This window comes from Dickeya fangzhongdai (assembly GCF_002812485.1).
In the GTDB taxonomy this organism is placed as follows: Bacteria; Pseudomonadota; Gammaproteobacteria; order Enterobacterales; family Enterobacteriaceae; genus Dickeya; species Dickeya fangzhongdai.
Window position 1 is genome coordinate 2,376,624 of record NZ_CP025003.1, and the last position, 21,897, is coordinate 2,398,520.

General features: G+C 54.0%; 17 protein-coding genes. 5 read left to right on the forward strand and 12 right to left on the reverse strand.

The window, feature by feature from the left end; all coding sequences use genetic code 11:
- The first annotated feature begins 203 nt into the window (after positions 1-203).
- Together ftnA and CVE23_RS10710 are read left to right on the forward strand one after the other, a co-directional pair.
- The gene (gene ftnA, locus CVE23_RS10705) at positions 204-713 is read left to right on the forward strand and encodes a non-heme ferritin (protein ID WP_038658962.1); all 510 of its coding nucleotides are present in this window, start codon (positions 204-206) and stop codon (positions 711-713) included.
- 544 nt (positions 714-1,257) lie between these two features.
- A complete protein-coding gene (locus CVE23_RS10710; protein ID WP_225623147.1) occupies positions 1,258-1,917 on the forward strand; it encodes a DNA/RNA non-specific endonuclease in 660 nt (219 codons plus the stop codon).
- A gap of 528 nt (positions 1,918-2,445) precedes the next feature.
- Here the strand turns inward: CVE23_RS10710 and CVE23_RS10715 are convergent.
- The 5 genes from CVE23_RS10715 to pelA form a co-directional block, all read right to left on the reverse strand.
- The gene (locus CVE23_RS10715; RefSeq protein ID WP_038918967.1) at positions 2,446-3,585 is read right to left on the reverse strand and encodes a response regulator; all 1,140 of its coding nucleotides are present in this window, start codon (positions 3,583-3,585) and stop codon (positions 2,446-2,448) included.
- A complete protein-coding gene (locus CVE23_RS10720) occupies positions 3,578-4,675 on the reverse strand; it encodes an HDOD domain-containing protein (protein WP_100849514.1) in 1,098 nt (365 codons plus the stop codon). Before CVE23_RS10720 ends, CVE23_RS10715 begins: the two co-directional genes overlap by 8 nt.
- Positions 4,666-5,781 (reverse strand): sensor histidine kinase, encoded by a 1,116-nt coding sequence (locus CVE23_RS10725; RefSeq protein WP_100850453.1) that lies wholly within the window; start codon positions 5,779-5,781, stop codon positions 4,666-4,668. Before CVE23_RS10725 ends, CVE23_RS10720 begins: the two co-directional genes overlap by 10 nt.
- Positions 5,774-6,898 carry an FIST N-terminal domain-containing protein gene (locus tag CVE23_RS10730; protein WP_100849515.1) on the reverse strand — a complete coding sequence of 375 codons (1,125 nt, stop codon included), beginning with the start codon at positions 6,896-6,898 and terminating at the stop codon, positions 5,774-5,776. Before CVE23_RS10730 ends, CVE23_RS10725 begins: the two co-directional genes overlap by 8 nt.
- 260 nt (positions 6,899-7,158) lie before the next feature.
- Positions 7,159-8,532 carry a pectate lyase gene (gene pelA, locus CVE23_RS10735; RefSeq protein ID WP_167389549.1) on the reverse strand — a complete coding sequence of 458 codons (1,374 nt, stop codon included), beginning with the start codon at positions 8,530-8,532 and terminating at the stop codon, positions 7,159-7,161.
- A gap of 696 nt (positions 8,533-9,228) precedes the next feature.
- Between pelA and CVE23_RS10740 the strand changes: the two genes are divergently transcribed.
- Positions 9,229-10,425, forward strand: coding sequence for a hypothetical protein (locus tag CVE23_RS10740; protein WP_100849517.1), 1,197 nt, complete (start codon positions 9,229-9,231; stop codon positions 10,423-10,425).
- A gap of 813 nt (positions 10,426-11,238) precedes the next feature.
- On the opposite strand, the gene CVE23_RS10745 is transcribed toward CVE23_RS10740, so the two are convergent.
- Positions 11,239-11,577 carry a YebY family protein gene (locus CVE23_RS10745; RefSeq protein WP_038918972.1) on the reverse strand — a complete coding sequence of 113 codons (339 nt, stop codon included), beginning with the start codon at positions 11,575-11,577 and terminating at the stop codon, positions 11,239-11,241.
- A gap of 541 nt (positions 11,578-12,118) precedes the next feature.
- On the opposite strand from CVE23_RS10745, the gene CVE23_RS10750 reads away from it, so the two are divergent.
- Both CVE23_RS10750 and CVE23_RS10755 read left to right on the forward strand, forming a co-directional pair.
- A complete protein-coding gene (locus CVE23_RS10750) occupies positions 12,119-12,535 on the forward strand; it encodes a cupin domain-containing protein (RefSeq protein WP_225622681.1) in 417 nt (138 codons plus the stop codon).
- Between the two features lie 342 nt (positions 12,536-12,877).
- The gene (locus CVE23_RS10755; protein ID WP_100849519.1) at positions 12,878-13,126 is read left to right on the forward strand and encodes a GlsB/YeaQ/YmgE family stress response membrane protein; all 249 of its coding nucleotides are present in this window, start codon (positions 12,878-12,880) and stop codon (positions 13,124-13,126) included.
- A gap of 114 nt (positions 13,127-13,240) precedes the next feature.
- Here CVE23_RS10755 and CVE23_RS10760 read toward each other — a convergent pair whose 3' ends face one another.
- From CVE23_RS10760 to yeaG, 6 genes are all read right to left on the reverse strand, one after another.
- Positions 13,241-14,983, reverse strand: a complete 1,743-nt coding sequence (locus CVE23_RS10760; protein ID WP_100849520.1) for an ABC transporter permease subunit — start codon at positions 14,981-14,983, stop codon at positions 13,241-13,243.
- The gene (locus tag CVE23_RS10765) at positions 14,980-16,497 is read right to left on the reverse strand and encodes an ABC transporter substrate-binding protein (RefSeq protein ID WP_100849521.1); all 1,518 of its coding nucleotides are present in this window, start codon (positions 16,495-16,497) and stop codon (positions 14,980-14,982) included. The genes CVE23_RS10760 and CVE23_RS10765 overlap by 4 nt, the downstream gene beginning before the upstream one ends.
- A 26-nt stretch (positions 16,498-16,523) precedes the next feature.
- Positions 16,524-17,339: an ABC transporter ATP-binding protein gene (locus CVE23_RS10770; protein WP_100849522.1), complete on the reverse strand. Its 816-nt coding sequence runs from the start codon at positions 17,337-17,339 to the stop codon at positions 16,524-16,526.
- Between the two features lie 4 nt (positions 17,340-17,343).
- Positions 17,344-18,147 carry an ATP-binding cassette domain-containing protein gene (locus CVE23_RS10775; protein WP_100849523.1) on the reverse strand — a complete coding sequence of 268 codons (804 nt, stop codon included), beginning with the start codon at positions 18,145-18,147 and terminating at the stop codon, positions 17,344-17,346.
- 328 nt (positions 18,148-18,475) lie between these two features.
- Positions 18,476-19,771, reverse strand: a complete 1,296-nt coding sequence (locus CVE23_RS10780; RefSeq protein WP_071603941.1) for a YeaH/YhbH family protein — start codon at positions 19,769-19,771, stop codon at positions 18,476-18,478.
- An 18-nt stretch (positions 19,772-19,789) separates the two neighbouring features.
- Positions 19,790-21,724 (reverse strand): protein kinase YeaG, encoded by a 1,935-nt coding sequence (gene yeaG, locus CVE23_RS10785; RefSeq protein WP_038918979.1) that lies wholly within the window; start codon positions 21,722-21,724, stop codon positions 19,790-19,792.
- Positions 21,725-21,897: the final 173 nt, after the last annotated feature.

Here is a 21,897-nt window from a genome sequence, read left to right on the forward strand (position 1 = left end):
AGTGTTGATAATGAAAATAATTATCAAATCATAATCTGCGATCATTTTTACCATAATGAAAAGCATTATCATGGCTAAATGATAATGCTTTGAATTTATAGCGAAATTATTCACTTATTGGTTAATGGAATGTTTTAAATTTTATTATTTGCAGGCATAATGCCAATCCATCAGTCACCTGCCAGTAAAAATAAGGAACGGCCATGTTAAAAAAAGAAATGATTCAAAAGCTGAATGAGCAGCTTAATCTTGAATTTTACTCCGCCAATTTATACCTGCAGATGAGCGCCTGGTGTGGCGACAAAGGTTTCGAAGGGGCGTCGACTTTCCTGAAATCGCATTCCCGTGAAGAAATGGAACACATGCAGCGCTTGTTCGATTATCTGGACGATACCGGCAGCCTGCCCGTGCTGGGTGCAATCGCCGCACCGCCGGTCGATTTCAACTCACTGCAGGATGTGTTCAAACTGACCTATGAACATGAGCAATTGATCACCAGTAAAATCAATGAGCTGGCTCATGCAGCCATGACGTTGCAGGATTACTCCACCTTCAACTTCCTGCAATGGTACGTAGCGGAACAGCATGAAGAAGAAAAACTGTTCAAGTCTATCCTCGACAAGATGGGCATGGTGAATGCTCAGGAAGGCGGTCTGTTCTTTATTGATCAGGATCTGAAGAAAATGGCGGCATCCGTCACGCCGTCAGCCTGATGATGGCCGGGCAGCAGGTTATCCGGCTGCCCGGTTTACTGGTATTTCCCACCTATTTTTCTGGGGCATCGGCGATTATAGCTATCGCACCGCATGCGGTATATTTTCGGTATTTCCCTCAGCCATACTCTTTCCTCGGTTTAAACGTCATTTTGTAACGACACGCCAATTCTTGTTTTGTAATCAGGCATGATTACTTTATGCATGAACATTGCTTTCTTTCCGATTGTGAACATTCTATCCGCCGTCTGAATATTATATGGGCGGTGAGATGTCTGTTGCCCGGATGCTGATGCGCCATCGCATACATCGTTGGTGGACATTGCGGTTTGGTGAACGCGGAGCGTACCGGACACACACGATTATTTCGACGGCCAACGGAATAATAACGGGGCTTCCCGGCGGACTCAGTCTGGGCCGCCGTCGGTTAGCGATGGGCTCGATAAGTTGATGCCCAGCAGGATTAATCGAATTCACCGTACTTCCGTAAGAGAGCGAGCTGATGGCATTAAAACAAACGATGCGTTATTTATTATTGTCATTGATGCTGATGATGGCGTATTTACCGGTAATAGCGGGTCAGTCGTTATGTCCCGGTAAATTTATCAATGATGAAACACCCAATATTCATTATGACGAAGAGATTTGTTTCACTGAATTTGTCGTGCTTTATAGTTATGCGAATAAAGCGCCATTAATTTCCGCACAACGTTTAACCGCCGAGCGAGTCAAGGCGGCGGACGGCATTTCCCGGCACGACTCATTTCATGTTGAGCCATTAATACCTCAGGCCATGCGATCAGCAACTGAAGATTATGAGTATTCAGGGTACGATCAGGGGCATATGACGCCAGCGGGGGATATGCCAAATCCTCTGGCGCAGCATGAGTCTTTTTCCATGTCGAATATGACGCCGCAGTTGCCGAAACTGAACCGGGTATCCTGGCGTAAAATCGAAGCGTCGGTGCGTAAACTGGCGTTGCAGGATGGCGAGGTATGGGTAGTGACGGGAGCCGTATTCGGCAACAGGAGAATCGGCAACGGCGTATCGGTGCCGACCCTGATTTATAAAGCCATCAGCAGTCAGTCTGCCCAACAGGTTTTTGTGGGCGATAACACTACCGGTGTTGTCACCCGTCTGTCAGTCAGCGACTTTTCCGCCCGGTATTCCATCGACCCCTTTCCGGCTCTTAAACAGCCCTGAATGCCGATGGCGGGAACACCGGTGAACGCTGCTAATAATTTGTACGGCGGTGCGGGTTAAACCGATCGGTGGCAGCGATCAATTTCAAAAAATTGATCTGTAAAAACGTCTATAAAATAACCGCTTCTAATGACATGATGTCAATGCTAAACGCTAATTTGAACGCCAGGGAAACGGCCCACTGAGCAATCAGTGGGTTTTTAGCGAATACCACGGTCGGCGATTATCGAACGGCCAATATTATTATTACGCATTTATTGTGGTGCCGGACTAAGCGGTTTTATCCGTGCTCGGCCTTTGGCGCCTGCTCACTGAGCATTGCACTATTCATTGCCACAATATTCTCACTGCCACAACATTCTCACTGCCACAACATTCTCACTTCCACCATATTCACTGCACCAATCATTGCCCCAATGCGAGCGTAAAAGACGCTAATCCTCCGCAGCAGAATGGCCGCCAGCCTGACATTCAACGATGCCCCACGTCTGCGCTATTCGGGTTTGGCGAATTCCGTCCATGACGTCGCTAAGACGCTGCGGTGTCTGGAACTCCACGCACCCGAATCGGCTCCTTAACGGCGTTGGCGGCGAGGAGATGTTGAAGGGCGGAGATGGCGGTGTCGGTGAGTTCATGACCTTTGGTGAGCACCATCAAGTCGTTGGTGGTGCGGATGTCTTCATCTATCACCCAGCCGGACTTCAATTCGCAAATGCGCACAGAACGAACGCCTGCCACATTGGCGCGAAAATCAGCCAGGGTTTTGATGATGTACTCAGGGATCGCCGGCCGTACCGCGCGCAGGATTTCCCCAGGGTGTTCCAATGCCGGCCCCCGGGCTGAATAGCGTTCCAGTTCGAGGGCGGCGCGCAGAAGGTGAGCGCCGCGGATAACCTCAGTAGGGGCGCTGTGCGGGGCAACTCTGGCCTGGTGGCGGATGATCTCGGCCACCAGTTCGAGGCGGGGGATGTGTTCTACCAGGCGACCGGCGACATCCGGGTGTTCCTGAAGGAGTTTTTTCTCCTCCTCCGTGATATCGCGCTGGGCCGCGTCGGCCTGGACGATATCGGCGGGGATACCCACACAGCCGATTTGGCTCAATGAAGCGGCGATGGTGTATATCCATCCATCAGGCCATTCCAGCTTGGGCAGCGCGTGGCGGACACAGGACTGGGCGAACGCCGCCCGCTGAAAAGCCCACGGCGCGACCATGGCGAGCACTTCAGTCAGTGTCTTGACCGAGGCGGTGAGGGTGGTTTCCAGCAATTCCTTTTCCGCACAAACGAGACGGTACTGACCGACTGCGTCATTAAGCGCCGAAACCAGTTCCTCTTTGGGGCACGGTTTGCAGAGGTAGCGAAAAATAGCCCCTTTGTTGATGGCGGCGATGGAGGATTCCACGTCGGCCTGCCCGGTGAGGAGGATACGCACGCTGTCGGGGGAGATTTCCCGTGCTTTGGCGAGGAAAGCAGCGCCGTCCATGCCGGGCATGCGCATATCGGACATGATCACGGCAAAACGCTGGCCCCAGCGAACCGCGTCCAGACCGGCTTCACCACTGGGAGCGACCACGACGTCGAATTCGCCAAACAGGTTTCGTTCCATCGCAGCGAGCACATTGGGTTCATCGTCTACGCACAGAACCCGGGGCAAGGCGGTTTCAGTCATTGAGAGTTTCCTGCGTGTGGGCGAGCATCGCCTGCCACTGCGGCAGTTTGTTTAGCACGCCAGTCTGTTCGAGATAGTCCAGATCGAGGACACCGTTGTTGGCGAGGGTGACCGCGACATGCACGGTACCGATCGCGCCGAAGACTTTTTCCGTAGAACGGGAAGGCTGTATATGACAGGCCACGGCTTCCACGATGTCCATGGGCAACCCCCACAAGGCCAGCAGATAGGCACCTACCGCGGCGTGCGTGGGCATGTCGCTGCGCGTGGTGGCAGCCTCTCCGTCAGGCTCCCTCAGTTCGGGGATAAGTCGCGCAATGTTGGCGAGCAGGGCGGCGGTGGCTTCCACTCCCTGATGGCCGGAAATGCGGGCGGCTAGTGTGGAGGCGAGCAGGGCGCGTTGTTGCAGCCGGTCCACATAAGGGTCCGTCTTCGCGCCGGCAAAGACCTGAGAAGCCAGAATCAGCAACTTCACCTGATCCAGCCCTAAGTGGGTGATGGCGTTTCCGATGTCATTAATGTGTCCGCCTCTGGCGAAATAGGCTGAATTAGCAAGCTGCATAATCTTGGCGCTCAGCGCAGGGTCTCTGCCCAGAAGCTCGGCGATGTGTCGGGTATCGCTGCCGGGGGTGGCAATGAGACTGCATATTTCGCTGAACACTTTGGGGGCAGCCGGCAGCCGGCTGGTTCTGCCCACTATCTCGACTACGGTGGGGTCCTGGAACATGTCGCGCAGGGCCAGAGCGCTTCCTACCATATCCAGTAGCACCGTGCTGTCACAGGGTTTGGACACGAACCGGTGAGCCACGTCTAACATACGCAGGGTGGCGTCAGGTTCGGAGTAGCCGGACAGGATAATTCGTATTGTGCCAGGCCAGCGGTTGCGTACCTGAGTAAGCAATTCAGCGCCATCCATGAAGGGCATTCGCATGTCGGACACCACCACGTCGGCCGGCTGTTCCTCCAGCATCGCAAGTGCTTCCTGACCGCTGTTGGCGAAACGGCATTCCCATTCGCTGTCTTGCATCATGAGGGCCCGCTCAATACCAGAGAGCACCCGACTTTCGTCATCGACGAACATCACTTGCATGCGGGGCCTTCCTCTTTGTGGCAGTGGAGGGGCAATTGCAGTATGAACGTCGTGCCCACGCCTTCTTCCGACTCGCAACGGATCAGCCCATCATGTTTGTCTACCACGGTTGAATAGACAATGGCGAGCCCCTGGCCGGTGCCTTTGCCTACGGCTTTGGTCGTAAAGAAGGGATCGAAGATGCGGTCGCGGATCGCCGCAGGGATACCGCCTCCGTCGTCTTTGACCCGGATTTCCATATGTTCGCCGTCCCGCGCCGCGGAGATGATGATGCGGCCCTTCTCTTTGATGCCTTGCTGGATGGTGTCGGCGATGGCGTGGGCGGCGTTTACCACCAGATTGATAATGGCCTGGCCGATCATGTCGCGCAGACACGGCAGTTGCGGTAAGTCGTCTTCGAAGTGCGTCTCAAGTTCTGCCACGTATTTCCATTCGTTGCGGGCGACGGTCACCGTTGTGTTGATGACCTCGCGCACATCCACCAACGCTTTCTCGTTGTGGGAGGGGTGGGAGAATTCCTTCATGGCGGCCACGATCTTGGCGATATGACTAAGGCCCTCCAGCGATTCGTCTAGGGCGCTTGGGATCTGCCGGCGCAGGAACTCCACTTTAGTGCGTTTGAGGACAGCGTCGAACTCCGCCACGATGGGGTCTTCGGCCATTTTCCCCCGCGTGGCTTCGGCCAGCGTGAGGGCGGCGTCCAATAGGCTTAGCAGAGAAACGGTGGCGGTTTTAACGAAACCCACATTGTCGGAGACGTACTGGGTTGGCGTGTTGATTTCGTGGGCGATGCCGGCGGCGAGTTGGCCGATGGACTCCATCTTCTGAGCCTGCAGCAGCTGTGCCTGGGTGAAGCGCAATTCGGTGAGGGCTTTTTCTAGCTCCTGGCGTTCATTCTCTAACTCCAGGGTCTTGCGGGCGACCACCTTCTCCAGACCCACGTTTTGCTCCAGAATGGCAAAAGGCGTGGCGTGGCTGTGTCTGGCTTCTTGTGCGATGCGGCGCTTGAGTACCTCAATGGTCTTGTCCCGGGCGGTGAGCTTGCGCTGGTATTCGGCGGCGGACAAGACAATGGCGGACGCTTCGGAAAATGTTCCTTCAGTCAACGTGTTGTCCTCCAATAGCGATGCCCGTGAAAGTTTGGTTCACGTGCAATCCGTTGTACTGCTCGCCGTAGGTGGAAAAACCCACTACCCGATTCTGCATCATTACATCGCCGATCTGTTGCTCAAGTCCTTCCTGTTCGAACTGGAGGCGGCGCAGGATGCAATCGCAGCCAATGATTACCGCGGGCTCCGGAATTGTCTCGCGGACCTTGTCAAAAGCCTGTCTGAGGGTTTGGACTGGGTCCTCCGCCTTGCCGATGGCGACGATCAACCCTTCTTCAATGGCGCAGTAGCAGGTGAGAGAGAGGTCTTCGTTCCATTTCTGTATGGAACGGACGTAGGGTTCATCGCCGAAGGAGAGCATCAGCGGATTGCGGGAAAATACCGTCGGCGTCAATTCGTGCACCGTGAGGCCAAGGGCTTCTGCATAAACCTGAGCAGCGGGTTCGCCGTTTATCTCCAGAATGAGTCGCTTCTCCGGATCGGCCTCGGTGATGACTAGCTCCACCTCGCTGGGCTCGAAGTGTTGCACTTTGAAGGTGGTGACGGGCGAATTGGTTTCGATAACGGCGAATACAGCCGCATCGGAAATGAAGCGTCCATTTCCATCATAGACATGGGTTTTTTCGAAACGCAGGTCATCGCCAGCGGAACCGCCGATGATGGGAACGTTGCCGATCTGCTGGTAGAGGTTCGCCACCAGGCGCTCTTCAACCATAGAAAGCCCATCTACCAGCAGCAGGCCGAAGCGATGCAGGTTCGGCCTGGTCTCGCTGTCGCGGCGAATGGCTTCGGCGATGTCGGCCACGACCGCGGTGTAGTTTACCAACGGCTGAATCATGAAAAAGCGAGTGCGGAAGTCTTTGCCCAATCCCAGCCCCAACAGTCCGGAGTGCTGGAAGCCTTCTGTGCCAATCTGACCAGAAGAGGTGCAACCTATACAGGGGCAGGAGAAGGTGTTCTTCAACTCCCGACCCAGGACGTCCAGGTCGTAGTCTGGAGAACAGAAGAAAATGACGGTATCGATGCCGTCATGACCAATCTGGCTGGCAAATTCGGCAACAGCCTGGACCGGGTTCGGTGATTCGCTACTGGCATATTTGGGTTGGAAATTCATGACGAGTTCTCCCGATGCTAAGCAGAAACCTTCGCCCGCGCTCCTGCATTATCCCGTTATCCTCAGTCAGTATCCCTCTGTAATCTATCCCTCTTCAGAGAGGTTAGGTGGTGGTGTTACAAATAGCAAATATGTAGAATTTTATCTTATCTATGCATATCCGCAGGGCGGCCAGCCTCGCTGGCTGGCGCGTGAACGGTGAAAACGCAATCCGTCCTCAGAGCGGATTGCGCAGTGAATTTTCCCGCAAGCGTTGGACGTCAGGGGCGGGCGTTACTTTTGCTCCAGACGGCGAATGTCGTCAGCACTCTTTGCGGACTGGAAACGTACTGGGCGTAACCGGTCAGTCGCTCGGTCGACACCGAGGCAATAGAGCCGAAGACAAGGCCGTAAGCACTGCTGTCGTGTGTTTTCGGGAAGTCGCCGAATAAGGTTTGCGCACGTTTTTCCACACGGCTTGCTGCCGGCGTGTAGGAGGCCAGGTCGTAATAACGCGCCCACAGCACGCCGTTTGGCGAACTGGACAGTTTGCCGTTAGACCAGGACTGACCGGTTATGCGGGTGGCGGTAAAAAAATCCGCTGCGGCGTAAACCGACCGGCGTACCGCCGCGTTGGGATTCGGCAACGTCATCAAAAATTCCACGATTTTTGCGCTTTCTCCCGACGTCAGCGATGCCATTTCGAAGGCCCGCGCGGCGGTTGGCTCCTGTGTCAGCACATCATGTTGCTGCCCCCAGACCGTCAGCGTACCGCCGATCGACACCTGATTGTCGAGCAGCCAGGTGACGCCTTTCGCCGCGCTCTGGGCAATGCTGTTGCGGGTACGGCTGTCGAGGAAAGCAAAATCGCTGTTACTGCCGTTGCCAATCTCATTTAACAGCATAACCACCCTTAACATGGCATCGTCATTGATCGTAATGGCGTCATTGTATCCGCCCGCCAGCGGATAGACCCGCGGCCAGCCGCCGTTAGGGTACTGTGCGGCGAGAAGGTATTTTAGACCACGGACGATACCGGCCCGTATGCGGGTTGTATCGGCACCCTCTGCACGAGTAGCCTGTACTTTGGCGAGATAACGCAGTTCAGTGGTGGTTGACCCATTATCAATAGTGCCGACGTAGCGCCAGCGCCCGGACTCTGACGGATCAAGGTTGTCGATGGTGTACGATTGCCCTTTGGCGCGCTCGACGCCGGTATGCGGCATATTCTTGCCCCAGCCGCCAGAGGGGATTTGGAAACTCAATATGTCTCTGGCGATATTGAGCGCTTGCGCCGACTGATAATACGATGCCGGTTTATTCAGTGGCATGGTATCAAGGTCGTGCCCTTCGTCTGACGAGCGTGGCGCCGGTATGTTGGCTAGGTTATTTCGCTCGGCGGCGAGCGCTGCTTTATCTGAATTACGAGCGCTGATTGAGGTGTTGAGATAAGACATAAACTGCGATTGCAAGGTGGCGTTACCCAACGTGGCGATGCTTGCCGCGGTGAGCGGACTGGCTTGCACATTCTCGCGCAGATAGTCGATACAGTTCTGATTACACCCCACTGATGCTGCATGGGCCTGAATGTTGGCGGATAAACCGGCCAGCAGGCTCAAACTAATGAGCGACAGGCGAGTGAGTTTGTGTGACATATACCAATCCTCCATGAACATGATGTTATTGCGTTTCCACCAATGAGTGACGGCGCATAAACGGGACATCCAATCCGTTAAGCGGTAGCTCCGCAATATCATTGAAGAAAATGAAGGATAGATAAAGCGCTAGCTTTTCCTATCGCATTCTGATTTTCCAAAGACGAGAAGCAAGTCACTAAAGAAGTGGGGACTGGAAATATTTGCCTAAACCGCCTCATGTTAAAGCGGAGTTTTACGATCAGGCACCTAACCCCTGCGGCAGGAAACTGAAGTCGTGCTGGAGTATCTCCTCTACCAGTCTGGGGCTGGGGGAATTTCAATACAGTGTATCGTGATGTGCTGGTGTCATATGTGTAGGCGGTTAAGCTATCATTTTGATAACAAGTACGAAATAGAATAAGGCGTTAGCCAACTGATGGGGTTTTGATTATCATAAGAAAATATACATAGTTTTGAGGTAAATCATCAATGCGTTTGCCCGAAGGCGGCTTGCACGGTGCTGAACCCAGGCATCTGCAATGGTAATCCTGAAATAACGGTATTGAGACTCCTTCCGAGTCCTACGCGATGTATGGTTGCTCGTCTTATCATGGGGGGAGTGCCTTGCGATTGGCGTGTGGGGAACGGGAAGCGGTTATTCTTCATACGCTACATTTTACTTTTAAGCTCATTTTAGAGAGGGGTAATTAAATCGTGGGGATTTACATTGATAATGCAGTAATAGCAGAAATTGAGAAAACAAATATTCTTATCTCCAGTAAGATATCTAAAAACAAAAAACATGATATTAATAATTTAATTGATGAAGGAGAAAAAGAAAGATTTTTGGATTTTGTGTTGTGGGCGGCATGGAGTAAATTCTATCATTTTTTAACTTTAGATAACTATTCTTTTGATAAAAACACTCTTTTTAATCAAGAATACATGTCAGAGCAAATAAGGTTTTCTCGCAAAGATTATAATGATCAAAAGGTTGTTTTTTTATCAAATTTACTAAGGGTTATGTATGAATATTTTTTCTGGACGGGTAAGGAAATAGGGCATACATTCCTTGATTACGATACGCTAACAGAATTGCATAATTCATTTTACGAAGGTGATTCTATAGGTTTACAGTTTAAATGGATTAGGGATAATTTATCAGTTTCTTTAGTTCAGTGGATGTTGAAAAGCGATGATTTTATTAAAGCTAAATCACTAGTAATGGATGTGGATAATGAAATAAGAAAGCTCGATGACGTTGTAAAGGAGAAAGCTACCTCCTTCTCATCCGATGTTTCAAATATGTATACCAATGCTCAGCAGACTATAAAGCAAGATAAAGAAACTATAGTTCACATGGTCGATGATATAAAGACCAAGGTTAGAGAAATAAATGCACTTGATGATAAAGTTAGCCGCCTTAGAACAGAGTATAACTTTGTTGGGTTAAGCTCTGGTTTTAATAAAATAAAAGAAAAAAAAGAAGAGGAGTTAAGGAAGGTAGAGGTTTATTACCAAAACCTGTTTGGTTGTATATTTATCGCTCCTGTTATTGTGTTTATTTTACATTTTATTAAATCTGACTTTTATCCTACTGATTATTCTGCATTGTTTCTTTTTTTTCCTCTTTTAACTGTTGAGTTGGCATTGATTTATTTTTTTAGATTGTCATATTTGGAGGCTAAGTCAATAAGAACTCAACTGGTACAAATAGAGTTAAGACTGAGTTTGTGTGCCTTTATTGAAGGCTATGTTGATTATCGTAAAAAAGTTGAAATGAAAGAGCCTGATCTTTTTAAACTTTTTGATTCCATGATATTTAGCCCAATTCAAGTTAATGAGAATAACATACCATCAATGTTTGATGGTGTTGAGGCAATTGCTAATTTGGTTGATAAGGTAAAATAATAGGTTTTTTATGCATTTTAACTCAATCAACGCCCTAGTCAGTGTTGGCACCAAAGCCAAACTTGAAACCCGTAACGGTAAGGTATGGAAAGTCTACCACTAGACCGAACTGTAAGAACAAATTGCATTGATTGAGTAGGCAGATAAAAATGTGATTGATGATGTCCCGGGGGTTATCTACTGCACATCCCAAATGAAGGAAAGCATGGGCTAAAAGCGGTGCGTGATGCGCAAAGACTTTGACCTAACTCTCTGATACGCGGTAAATCCCTAAAGATACCGGTACGTGCTCAAAATTCGCTCCGGTTTTTTATTGGGCAGTCCTCAAGCCGTATGGTTCACCCTGCGGCTTTTTTATTTCCTACCGCGCGCTGATGGTTAATGTCGTTCCGTAATCGTCGATAGTTCTCATTTTTTGTTACATCCTTGTTATTGAAAGGCCTATCTTGCGATAGATAATGATGATTATCCAGCCCGCTGCGATTTACACCGGGTACGGGTTTTCGGACAAATTTCGGACATTTTCGGATATTGAAAAATAAATCGTTAAAAATCAATGCTATAAAAAAAGACCGAACACGATTCCTGTGCCCGGTCTAGGGAAATGGCTCTTGGGAGAGAGCCGTGCGCTAAAAGTTGGCATTTGTTGCGGGTTGCATCACAGCCCGCACTTTAAGCGTAGACGACTCACTTTTGTTTTCCAGTCTGGCCCGGTTTTTGACGGCCAATTCTGAAACAATCTGTACACTTTGTGACAACCAGCGCAAACCCGCGTATTTGCGATCCACACTCGCTTCAGGAGTGCTATATGCGCTACTGACAGAGGTCTTTGGCCCGGTCGATAAAGGGTTGCAGACTCATTTTTTGCCCCGGATTCTGCGGGTCGTCCAGAAGAATGGTTTCCAGCGGGCGAGCATTCACCTTGCCGGTGTTGACCTGCTCACGCGCCACGTCATTGAGCGGATATTGCACCAGCGTACTGGGATTGATCACGTACATGGCATGGCCGGGGCGGCAGATCAACTGAACTTCTTCACGGTTGAACGCCCAGCGCGGACCATATTCCAGCTTGCTCAGGTTAGCCAGTTGCGGCGCGGCCAACGCCTGCGCAGACAGCACAGAGACAATAAGCGACAGTACTACTTTTTTCATTGTGATATTCCATGTAAAGCTCCCCAGACGGGAGATGACCTCAGGTCTACCGCCGGGCGAAACGAGACACACCACTGAGAGACGGCGAGTCGCAGGCCCGGAAAGGCGATCATAACGGCCGGGTTTGATGAAGTCGAGTCGGCCAGACCGGCATTGATCTTATCCATGAGCAGGCAAGTTGCCGAAGAAGAGGAAGAAGGCGGCGTTATCTGCGGGGCGATGGAAACGTAGCGGTGATTTTCTTGCCAGAGGCGCGGTGTAACAACAGGTGAGTGACCATGCAATACCTGTTTGCAAGGTGATCAGTTATCTGATTTTACGTTCCGGTTTCCCACCAGTACAGCTGAATGATGCGCTATATCTTCATCGTTATTGCCTATTGAATGAATAATTATATTCAGAATGCGTGTTTGTTTACCTGGCGGATTATTCTCGTATAATTCACGGCGAAGTTTTTAGAGCGATGATTATCGGTCATCGATGGCGTTAAATTAAACAGGGAGTCGAGGTGGTAATGAGTAAATTTAAAATATTCTTATTTATGGTTATAGCATCGTTAATGCCGTTGAAAGGCATAGCAGAAACGTCAACCCAGCCTTCGCGTATCCCGGCAATTAAACTCATCACCACACCGGATAACCATTCTGCTTATCTGAAAGGCAGCATTCCTGCGCTGGACAAAATACCCGCGCAAAATTTCTGGATTAATAACTCGGTTGAAGAGTGGGAAAAAAACACGCATCCGGCGCCGAGAAAACAGTATGTTATTACACTGAAAGGTAAGCTGAAATTCAAAGTCAGCGACGGTTCTACGTTTATTCTGTCGCCGGGAACGGTTCTGCTGGCTGAGGATACTAATGGCGAAGGGCACAGTTGGGAACTGATAGACGGTGACGAATGGGTCAGGATTTATATTCCGATGACCGATAATAATGATTATTTTGTGGCCGACAAATAATCGTCTCTGGCCTGCCGCAGGCTGATAGCACAGTTAGCGTATTCATGTTGATACGGGTATTGAGAGCGCTCGGAATGATTGTTCGGGCGCTTTTTTATTTCCGGTAAAAGATTGTGGTTATTTTTTGTTTGGCGTGATTGTCAATTTGCTGTCACTCCCTCGTGACATTGTCTATCTTGTTAGGCTGCGGTATTGAGCCATAACCGCCAGAAGCGGCGTAAAACGCTGCGGTAAAGTAAGCGATGCATCTTATGCTACGCTTTTATAGGCATAACCACTAACCACGGGTACACATTATTATTGCGGGACACCGCCTAATGTGCGACTGATAGAGAGGATACGATGGGAATCATTTCATGGGTTATTTTCGGTCTTATTGCCGGCATTCTGGCAAAGTGGATCATGCCGGGTAGAGATGGCGGTGGTTTTATCATGACCGTGTTGCTGGGCGTGGTCGGTGCGGTGGTCGGCGGTTGGATCAGCACGCTCTTTGGTTTTGGTAAAGTCGATGGCTTTAATTTCGGCAGTTTTGCGGTGGCGGTAATCGGCGCCATTGTGGTGTTATGGGTTTACCGTAAAGTACGTAACTGATGCGGGGAACCGACAGTATTCCGCCAGATAGCCGCGTTTTTTGTCTGCCATAACCAACCAGATATCATTCGATAGCATCAGGTTGTGCAATATTGCACAACCTGATGTCGCCTTTTATCGTCGTGACCATTGGCTGAGCGAAACAGCCAGTACCGATAGCAGAATCAATGCGGAAACGGGCGGTAATACTGTCCAGACAGCGCGTTCGACATAGGGCATGCCTTCCGCCAGCACGCGTCCCCATTCCGGCGTCGGCGGTTGTTCGCCTAATCCCAGAAAACCCAGCGATGCCAGCGCCAGTGCGATGCCGGGTAGACGTAGCATGGCATGGCGGGTGACCGGCCCGATCAGCGCGGGAATCACATAGCGTATCAGGCACCGGAGACGACTGATGCCAAACAGCGGCGTGATGCGAATATACGGTTGGGCGGTGATTTCGGTCACCAGCGACGCGGTGTGTGCCGCCAGCGGCGCCCAGGCAACCAGCGCCACGGCAAGCGCCGCGCCTGATGTGGAAGGGCCGTACAACGCGGCGACCACCATGCCGGCGATCACCGGCGGCATGGCGTTGGCTACTTCGGCCGGGCCGCTGAACAGCCGTGGAAACAGCCCGAAAAGCAGGCCGAGTAGCAGGCAGCAGAGTGTCACCGCCAGCGCGGTAAACAGGGTGGATAGCGCACCGTGCGCAACCCGCGCCAGCATGTCGCGGCCGGTGGCGTCAGCGCCGAACGGTAACGACCAGTCAGGCGACTGCAGACGGGCAAAGTCGGAACCGAAGGGATCACGCGGCAGGCCGGTAATCACGATCGCCGCCAGCAGCAACGCGATGAACAGCGGCAGACGATAATGACGACGCGTCACTTTAATGGCGCTGGCGGGCGTAGAAAGGGAGCCGTTTTCCAGCGCATGACCAAGCAGACAGCGGCGCAGCAGCGTCGACCCCATCCCGGCGATCACCGCGATAACCAGTAGAATCAGCACGCCGCATTGCAACGCCGGCAGATCCTGAGCCGCCGCCGCACCCAGCGTTGCCCGCCCCAGCCCGGGAATGGCAAACACCTTTTCCACCGCGACCGCGCCGCCGGTCAGCCCGACCAGTACCAGACTGACCTGCGGCAGAATAGCGGGCAGGGCGCGACGAACTACGCCCAGCAGGCAGTCTCGGCGGGAAAAACCAGCCATCTGCCAGGTCAGCAACCAGGGCTCGCTGAATGTGCTGGTCAACGCATCGCTGAACAGTTTACCCAGCAAGCCGCCCGCCGGAATACCCAACGCCAGCGCGGGGAGAATCAGGTGTTGCCATGATTGCCAGCCATAAGGCGGCAACAGCTTCAGCCAGACCGCGCCGACGATCAGCAGGAACGACGCCAGCAGAAACTCCGGCATGGCGGTGAAGGCGGTGGCTAGCGCCCCGTTGCTGCGCCGGTTATCGCCGGCCAGCCCGCGCTGCAGGGTTGGCCAGCTCAGCAGCAGGGCCAACAGGAGCGCCACCGCCAGTGCCGCCAGCATCAGTGTGAGCGACACGCCTGCGGCATCCAGCATACCGGGCAACACCGGCTTGCCGGATACCCAGGATAGGCCGGCATCGCCGTGCAATAAACCGGCTAACCAGTGCTTCAGCAACGCCCACGGCCCCTGCGCCAGCCCCAGATGCTGACGAATGGCATCCAGCGCTTCCGCCGTGGCTTCCTGTTCGCTGGAGCGGGCGCGCAGCAGGCTGAGCGCCGGATCGGTGTCAGACAGCCAGGGCAGCAGCCCGATCAATACGATGATGGTCAGGGCGGTCAACAGGCGCGAGGTCATGACCAGCAGCAATGGTTGCAGTTCTGCCGGTAACCGAAACCGCGTATCGCTCATGGCTTGGCATGCGCTCCATCGATGTGCGTCTGTACGTCGATCAGGGTGCGTTCACGCGGGTCCCGAATAGCCTGACGCAAACGAGCGGACTCGCCCTGAATCACCCGCTCGTGCAGCAATGGAATGGCGGCGTTAGTCGCCAGAATCAGGTTCTCAGCGGCCATGATCGCCTGGCGACGCGCCTCTCCAGCCGGGGTGGCGGCAGCCTGTTTCAGCGCGTCGTCTACCGCAGGATTACACAGTTGCGAAATATTGAATGAGCCTTTGCAGGAAAAATCGCTATACAGGTAAGCCACCGGATCGCCGGAATCCAGCACGGTGGCGCGAGATAAAATAAAGGCATCGAAATGGCCGGCCAGCGCATCCGCTTCTATCTGCGAATATTCGCGGACCTCCTGTTTTACCGTGAAGCCGGCGGCGGTTAACTGTTGAGCCAGATAAACCGCCACTTCCGGCAGTTCCGCCCGGTCGCTGAAGGTCGCCAGCGTGATCGTCGCGCCGTTAGGGGAACGGGCTGCGGTGGGTGCCGCTACCGGTTGACGCAACGCCGCGGCCCATTGCACCGCCGGGCCAAGCAGCCCGGCCGCCACGTCGGCCCGGTTTTCATACACGTTTTTGACCAGAATGTCCCGCTGGATTGCATCACGCGCCGCGGCCCGCAGGCCAGGATCGCTGAAAACGCCGCGCCGGGTGTTGAGGTACAGCGTGTTGGTGCGGGGCATCGGCACTTCATGCACCAGGTTTTGGTCCAGCAGCGGCGCCTGTGACACCGGTATCGCTTCTACCAGGTCGGCCGTGCCGGTACGCAGCGCGGCGGTGCGGGCGGCGCTGTCCGGGACGAAATCGACATCAATGCCCGGCGCCGTGGCTTTGCTGCCCCAGTAACTGTCAAAACGATCCAGCCGGGCGCTGCTGGTGCCGTTAACCTGCGTCAGCACGAACGGGCCGGTGCCGGTTCTGATCGGGCTGACCACGCCGTTGGCGCCGTAAGCGGCGGGCGAGAGTAGGGTTAACTGAGGGCTGGACAAGCGTTGCGGTAGCAACGGGTCGCGGGTGGCGGTTTTAATCTGCACGGTGCGCGCGTCTTCCGCCGTCACGCTCAGTGTCACGCCGTCAAGAATGCGTGGCTTGGGAGTGGCGCGCGTGGCGGCGGTCAGGGCGTTGACCACGGCGCTGGCGTTGAAATCGCTGCCGTCGTGAAATTTTACGCCGTCGCGCAGGGTGAAACGCCAGGTTAACTCATCTACCTGTTGCCAGTGGGTCGCCAGCGCGGGTTGCGCATCGCCGTTGGCATCAAGCACCACCAGCGTTTCACCGGCGCGCCAGCGCGACAGCTTGAAGGCATCGTCACTGAAAGGCGACAGCGCTGAACGCGGCGGCAACAACATCGCCAGATGAATGCGCGGATTGTCCGCGCCGGTGGTGGCGGCGGGCGCCGGTTTGTCAAAACAACCGGCGAGCAACAGGGTGGATGCCAGCGTGGCGGCCATCGTCAGAGAAGGGAAACGAAACATACGCATTCCTTGTGGTATTGGAAAAATCAGTCAAAAGCAGGCAGCGTCGGCACAGCCGCCAACAAGGCCTGGGTATGAAAATGGCGCGGTTCGGCGAGTAAATCGGGCAGCGGACGGTCTTCCACCAGACTGCCGTTGTACATGACCAGTACCCGCTGGCAGAGCGCGGCCACGACCGACAGGTCATGGGAAACCAGCAATAGTCCCATGCCATGACGGCGTGACAGCGTATCGAGCAACGTAGTGATCTGTTGACGCAGAGGCAGGTCAAGCCCGCTGACCGGCTCATCCGCCAGCAGAAACGCCGGGCGCAGCGCAATGGCTCTGGCAATGGCAACCCGCTGGGCCTGACCGCCGGATAGCGATTCGGCCCGCTGATGCAACAGAGTTAACGGCAAATCAACCTGCTCCAGCACCTCACAGACCGTCTGTTTCAGGTTTTCCGTCATCCCTAGCTGGCGCAGCGGTTCGGCGATCAGCGCGAATACCGAGGCGTGCGGCGCCAGCGATCCCGCCGGATCCTGCGGGATGTATTGCACCAATTGCCGATACCAGCGCAACCGGGATACGCTATTCGGGCGTACCTCGCGCCCCTGGCAATGCACAGTGCCCTGAATCGGTGACTCCAGCGCCAGCAGAATTTTCAGCAAGGTGGATTTGCCGCAGCCGGATGCGCCCACCAGCGCCACGCGTTCTCCCGCATGAAGTTCGAGGCTGACGTGCTGCAGCGACGAGGTGGCCGTTGCCCGGCGCCTAAACACACCCGCCGTTCGATAATGGTGGCTGACCTGATGAAGTTGCAAAAAGGGAGCTTCACTCAGCATGCAAGAGGTTTGGTGCATAGCATTAACTGGCCTGTGACCATGATACGGACGGCGCGCGGTTCCGGCGGGAAAAAACGGCGCCGGCGGATGCCTGACGCGCCGCCGACACCAGCGCACGGGTATAAGGATGGCGGGGATGCGTCAGCAACTGACGCATTTCGCCTTGCTCGACCAGCCGGCCGTTTTCCATTACCAGCGCGCGCCGGCAGACCATGGCTGCTACCGTGATGTCGTGGGTGATGAACAGCAGGCTGGTGCGTGGAGATTGTTGCAGCCGATCCTGTAGGGTTTGCAGTACCTGCGCCTGGGTGACCACGTCCAGCGCCGTGGTGGGTTCATCGGCGATCAATAACGGACGCTCGCACAGTAACGCCAGCGCGATGCAAAGGCGCTGACGCTGGCCGCCGGAGAGTTCGCCGGGGTAGCGCGTGAGCACGGCTTGCGGATCGGAAAAACCGACCGCACGCAGCAAATCCGGCAGCGCCCGATGAGTCGGCTGGTGTTTTAACGCCATGCGCAGTTGCGTTTCAATCGTGAATAACGGGTTTAGCGACGTGGCTGAATCCTGAAAAATGGCCGCCGGACGTTCGGCAGGCGGGCGCTGTGACAACGGCAACCCCGTTACGTCGTGGTTCTGAAGACGGATGCTGCCGCTGAGTTGACTGCCGATGGGCAGTGCGCCCAGCAGGCAACGCGCCGTCAGCGATTTGCCGGAACCGGATCCGCCCAGCAGACAGACACGCTCACCGGGCGCGAGGGAGAAACTGAGGTCATGAATCTTGTGGTCCCCATCGATACAAAGTGTTAACTGCCTGACATCCAGCACACAGCACTCCGAAAATGTGAAAATTTATTGCAATAACATTTATGTTATAACATAACATTTCAAATAAAAACCATTATTAAAAAGGGGGAAACAATGGGAAAACGGATTTCGGATGCCTGCTGTGACTGGCGGCAGGGGGCATCCGGTGCGGTCAGGCAGAGACGATGGGGGGATAAACCGGGTGATCTTCGCGTTGCGTGCGGCTCGTACCGGTATTCGGGCCTGGATTATTCAACGACGGATTTATGGCTGCTCTCAACAACAGGCAAGACATGACATATGGAAGGGAAAACAGCCAGCGCGTGAACGGCTGGCTGGGGCAGGTTGGTTAGTTGTTGACGGTTTGTTTGTGGAAGATTTCCCGAAAGACAGGATAGATATCGTCCTGATCGCGAATATGCTGCATGGCGAAATTGTCAAAGCTGTCCTGCAACATCTCATATTCCCGCCACAGCGTCTGGTGCGAACGACGGGTAATTTCGATGTAGCTGTAGTAACGCACCACCGGCAGCAGGCGGGTGGCGAGTAATTCACGGCACAGCGGCGAATCGTCCGCCCAGTTGTCGCCGTCGGAAGCCTGCGCGGCGTAAATGTTCCATTGCGCAGGGTCGTAGCGTTCTTTGACCACATCCTCCATCAGTTTCAGGGCGCTGGAGACGATGGTGCCGCCGGTTTCCTGAGAGTAGAAGAACTCCTGCTCATCCACTTCCTTGGCCTGCGTATGGTGGCGGATATACACCACTTCCACGTTTTTATAGGTGCGGCTCAGGAACAGATACAACAGGATGTAAAAACGTTTGGCGATGTCCTTGGTGGCCTGATCCATAGAACCGGAAACATCCATCAAACAGAACATCACCGCCTGGCTTGACGGTTCTGGCCGGCGTTCGTAGTTCTTGTAACGCAGGTCGAAGGTATCGATAAACGGCACGCTGGCGATGCGCTGGCGCAGCTCGGCGATTTCCTGCCGCAGTCGCTCCTCCTCCAGCAACTGGACCGGCTCGGTATTTTCCAGCAACGCCAGATCTTCTTCCCGCTGGTGAAGCTCGCGGCGTTTACCCGCGGTCATCGCCATGCGGCGCGCCAGCGAGTTCTGCAGCGAACGCACCACGCTGATATTGGCGGGGACGCCGTTGGCGGTGTACCCCGCACGGTGGGTTTTGTACTCGTTGAGTTGCCGGTGTTCGGTTTTTTTCAGGTTGGGCAGCGCCAGATCTTCGAACAACAGGTCAAGATACTCGTCTTTGGATATCTGGAACACGAAGTCATCCTGACCTTCGCCATCCTGACCGGCGTCGCCCTGACCCGATCCGCCGCCTCCGCCACCACCCTGAGGCCGTTCGATCTTGTCGTTCTGCACGAAGTGGTCGTTACCGGGGTGCACCCGGTGACGAATCCCACCACGGCCCTGATGGAACATCGGTTCACTGATATCCGAATTGGAGATCGAAATAGACTCTCCGTTTTCCACGTCGGTAACCGAACGCTTGTTGATGGCCCCGGCAATCGACTGTTTTATTTGCGACTTGTAGCGGCGCAAAAAGCGCTGGCGGTTAACCGCGCTTTTGTTTTTGCCGTTCAAACGCCGATCAATGAAATAGGCCATGTTTCCCCCAAACGACATGCCTGTCGATGTACGGCATCAGGATGACTTCCTCACACGCAGGTACCATTCGCACAGCAAACGCACCTGTTTGCGGGTGTAGCCTTTTTCCATCATGCGATCGACAAAGTCGTCGTGTTTTTTCTGCTCTTCCGTCGACGTTTTGGTGTTGAACGAAATCACCGGCAGCAGCTCTTCGGTATTGGAGAACATCTTCTTCTCAATGACCGTACGCAGTTTTTCATAGCTGGTCCAGTTCGGATTGCGGCCGCTGTTGCTGGCGCGGGCGCGCAACACGAAGTTGACGATCTCGTTGCGGAAGTCTTTCGGGTTGCTGATACCCGCCGGTTTTTCGATTTTCTCCAGTTCGGCGTTCAGAGACTCACGGTCAAACAGCTGGCCGGTGTCCGGATCACGGTATTCCTGATCCTGAATCCAGAAGTCGGCATAGGTCACGTAGCGATCAAAAATGTTCTGACCGTATTCCGAGTAAGACTCAAGGTAGGCGGTCTGAATTTCCTTGCCGATAAACTCGGCGTATTTCGGAATCAGGTAGCCTTTCAGGTGCTCCAGGTATTTTTCCGACACATCCTGCGGGAACTGTTCCCGTTCAATCTGCTGTTCCAGCACGTAAAACAGGTGGACCGGGTTGGCCGCCACTTCGCTGTGATCAAAGTTGAACACGCGGGAGAGGATCTTGAAGGCGAAACGGGTGGAAAGCCCTTTCATGCCTTCGTCGACGCCGGCGTAATCGCGGTATTCCTGATACGACTTGGCCTTCGGGTCGGTATCCTTCAGGCTTTCGCCATCGTATACCCGCATTTTGGAGTAGATACTGGAATTTTCCGGATCTTTCAGCCGCGACAGAATGGAAAAGCGCGCCAGTGTTTCCAGCGTGCCGGGCGCGCAGGGGGCGCGGCTCAGCTCACTATTTATCAACAACTTGTCGTAAATTCTGACCTCTTCGGAAACCCGCAGGCAGTAAGGCACTTTGACGATATAGACACGGTCAAGGAACGCCTCGTTATTTTTGTTGTTGCGGAACTGCACCCATTCCGATTCGTTGGAGTGAGCCAGAATGATGCCGTTGAACGGCAGGGCGGCGATGCCTTCGGTGCCGTTGTAGTTGCCTTCCTGAGTCGCGGTCAGCAACGGGTGGAGCACTTTGATCGGCGCCTTGAACATTTCCACAAATTCCATCACGCCCTGGTTGGCCCGGCACAGCGCGCCAGAGTAGCCATAGGCGTCCGGGTCATTCTGGGCGAAATGCTCCAGCTTACGGATGTCCACTTTCCCGACCAGCGCTGAAATGTCCTGGTTGTTTTCATCGCCCGGTTCGGTTTTGGCGATCGCCAGCTGGGCCAGAATGGACGGCCACACCTTGACGACGCGGAATTTGGTGATGTCGCCGCCGAATTCCTGCAGCCGTTTGGCCGCCCAGGGCGACATGATGGTGCCCAGATAGCGGCGCGGGATACCGTATTCTTTCTCCAGAATCGAGGCATCCTCCTGCGGGTTAAACAGGCTGAGCGGATGGTCGTTGACCGGGCTGTGCTCGCCGTTGGCGCTCAGAATGTAGATGGGAACGCGCTGCATCAGCGATTTCAGCCGTTCAGCCAGCGAAGATTTACCGCCGCCCACCGGACCCAGCAGATAGAGGATTTGCTTCTTCTCTTCGAGCCCTTGCGCGGCATGTTTCAGGTAGGAAACGATTTGTTCGATGGCTTCTTCCATACCATAGAACTCTTCGAACGCAGGGTAGCGGGCAATTACCCGGTTGGAAAATAAACGAGACAGACGCGGTTCCTGAGCGGTGTCGACCATAACCGGTTCACCGATAGCCATTAACAATCGCTCAGCGGCGTTCACATACGCACTGCGATCCTGCTGGCAGATGGTAAGGAACTCTTGCAGAGTGAACTCTTCGTCTTTGGCAGCGTCGTAACGCTGGCGATAATGATCAAATATGTTCATAGCGTTGCCCGTCCTTCGTCGATTAACACAGAGTAAGAGAGCGAATGGTATGTATACAGCCTGTTTAATGGATGGCTCTCCCGGAAGAAGACCGCTGCTGAGATACAGCAACCCTTATGCCAACTTTGGTTGGCGGGAAGGGGTGGGCAACTGGCGCCCGGCTACACTCAGCG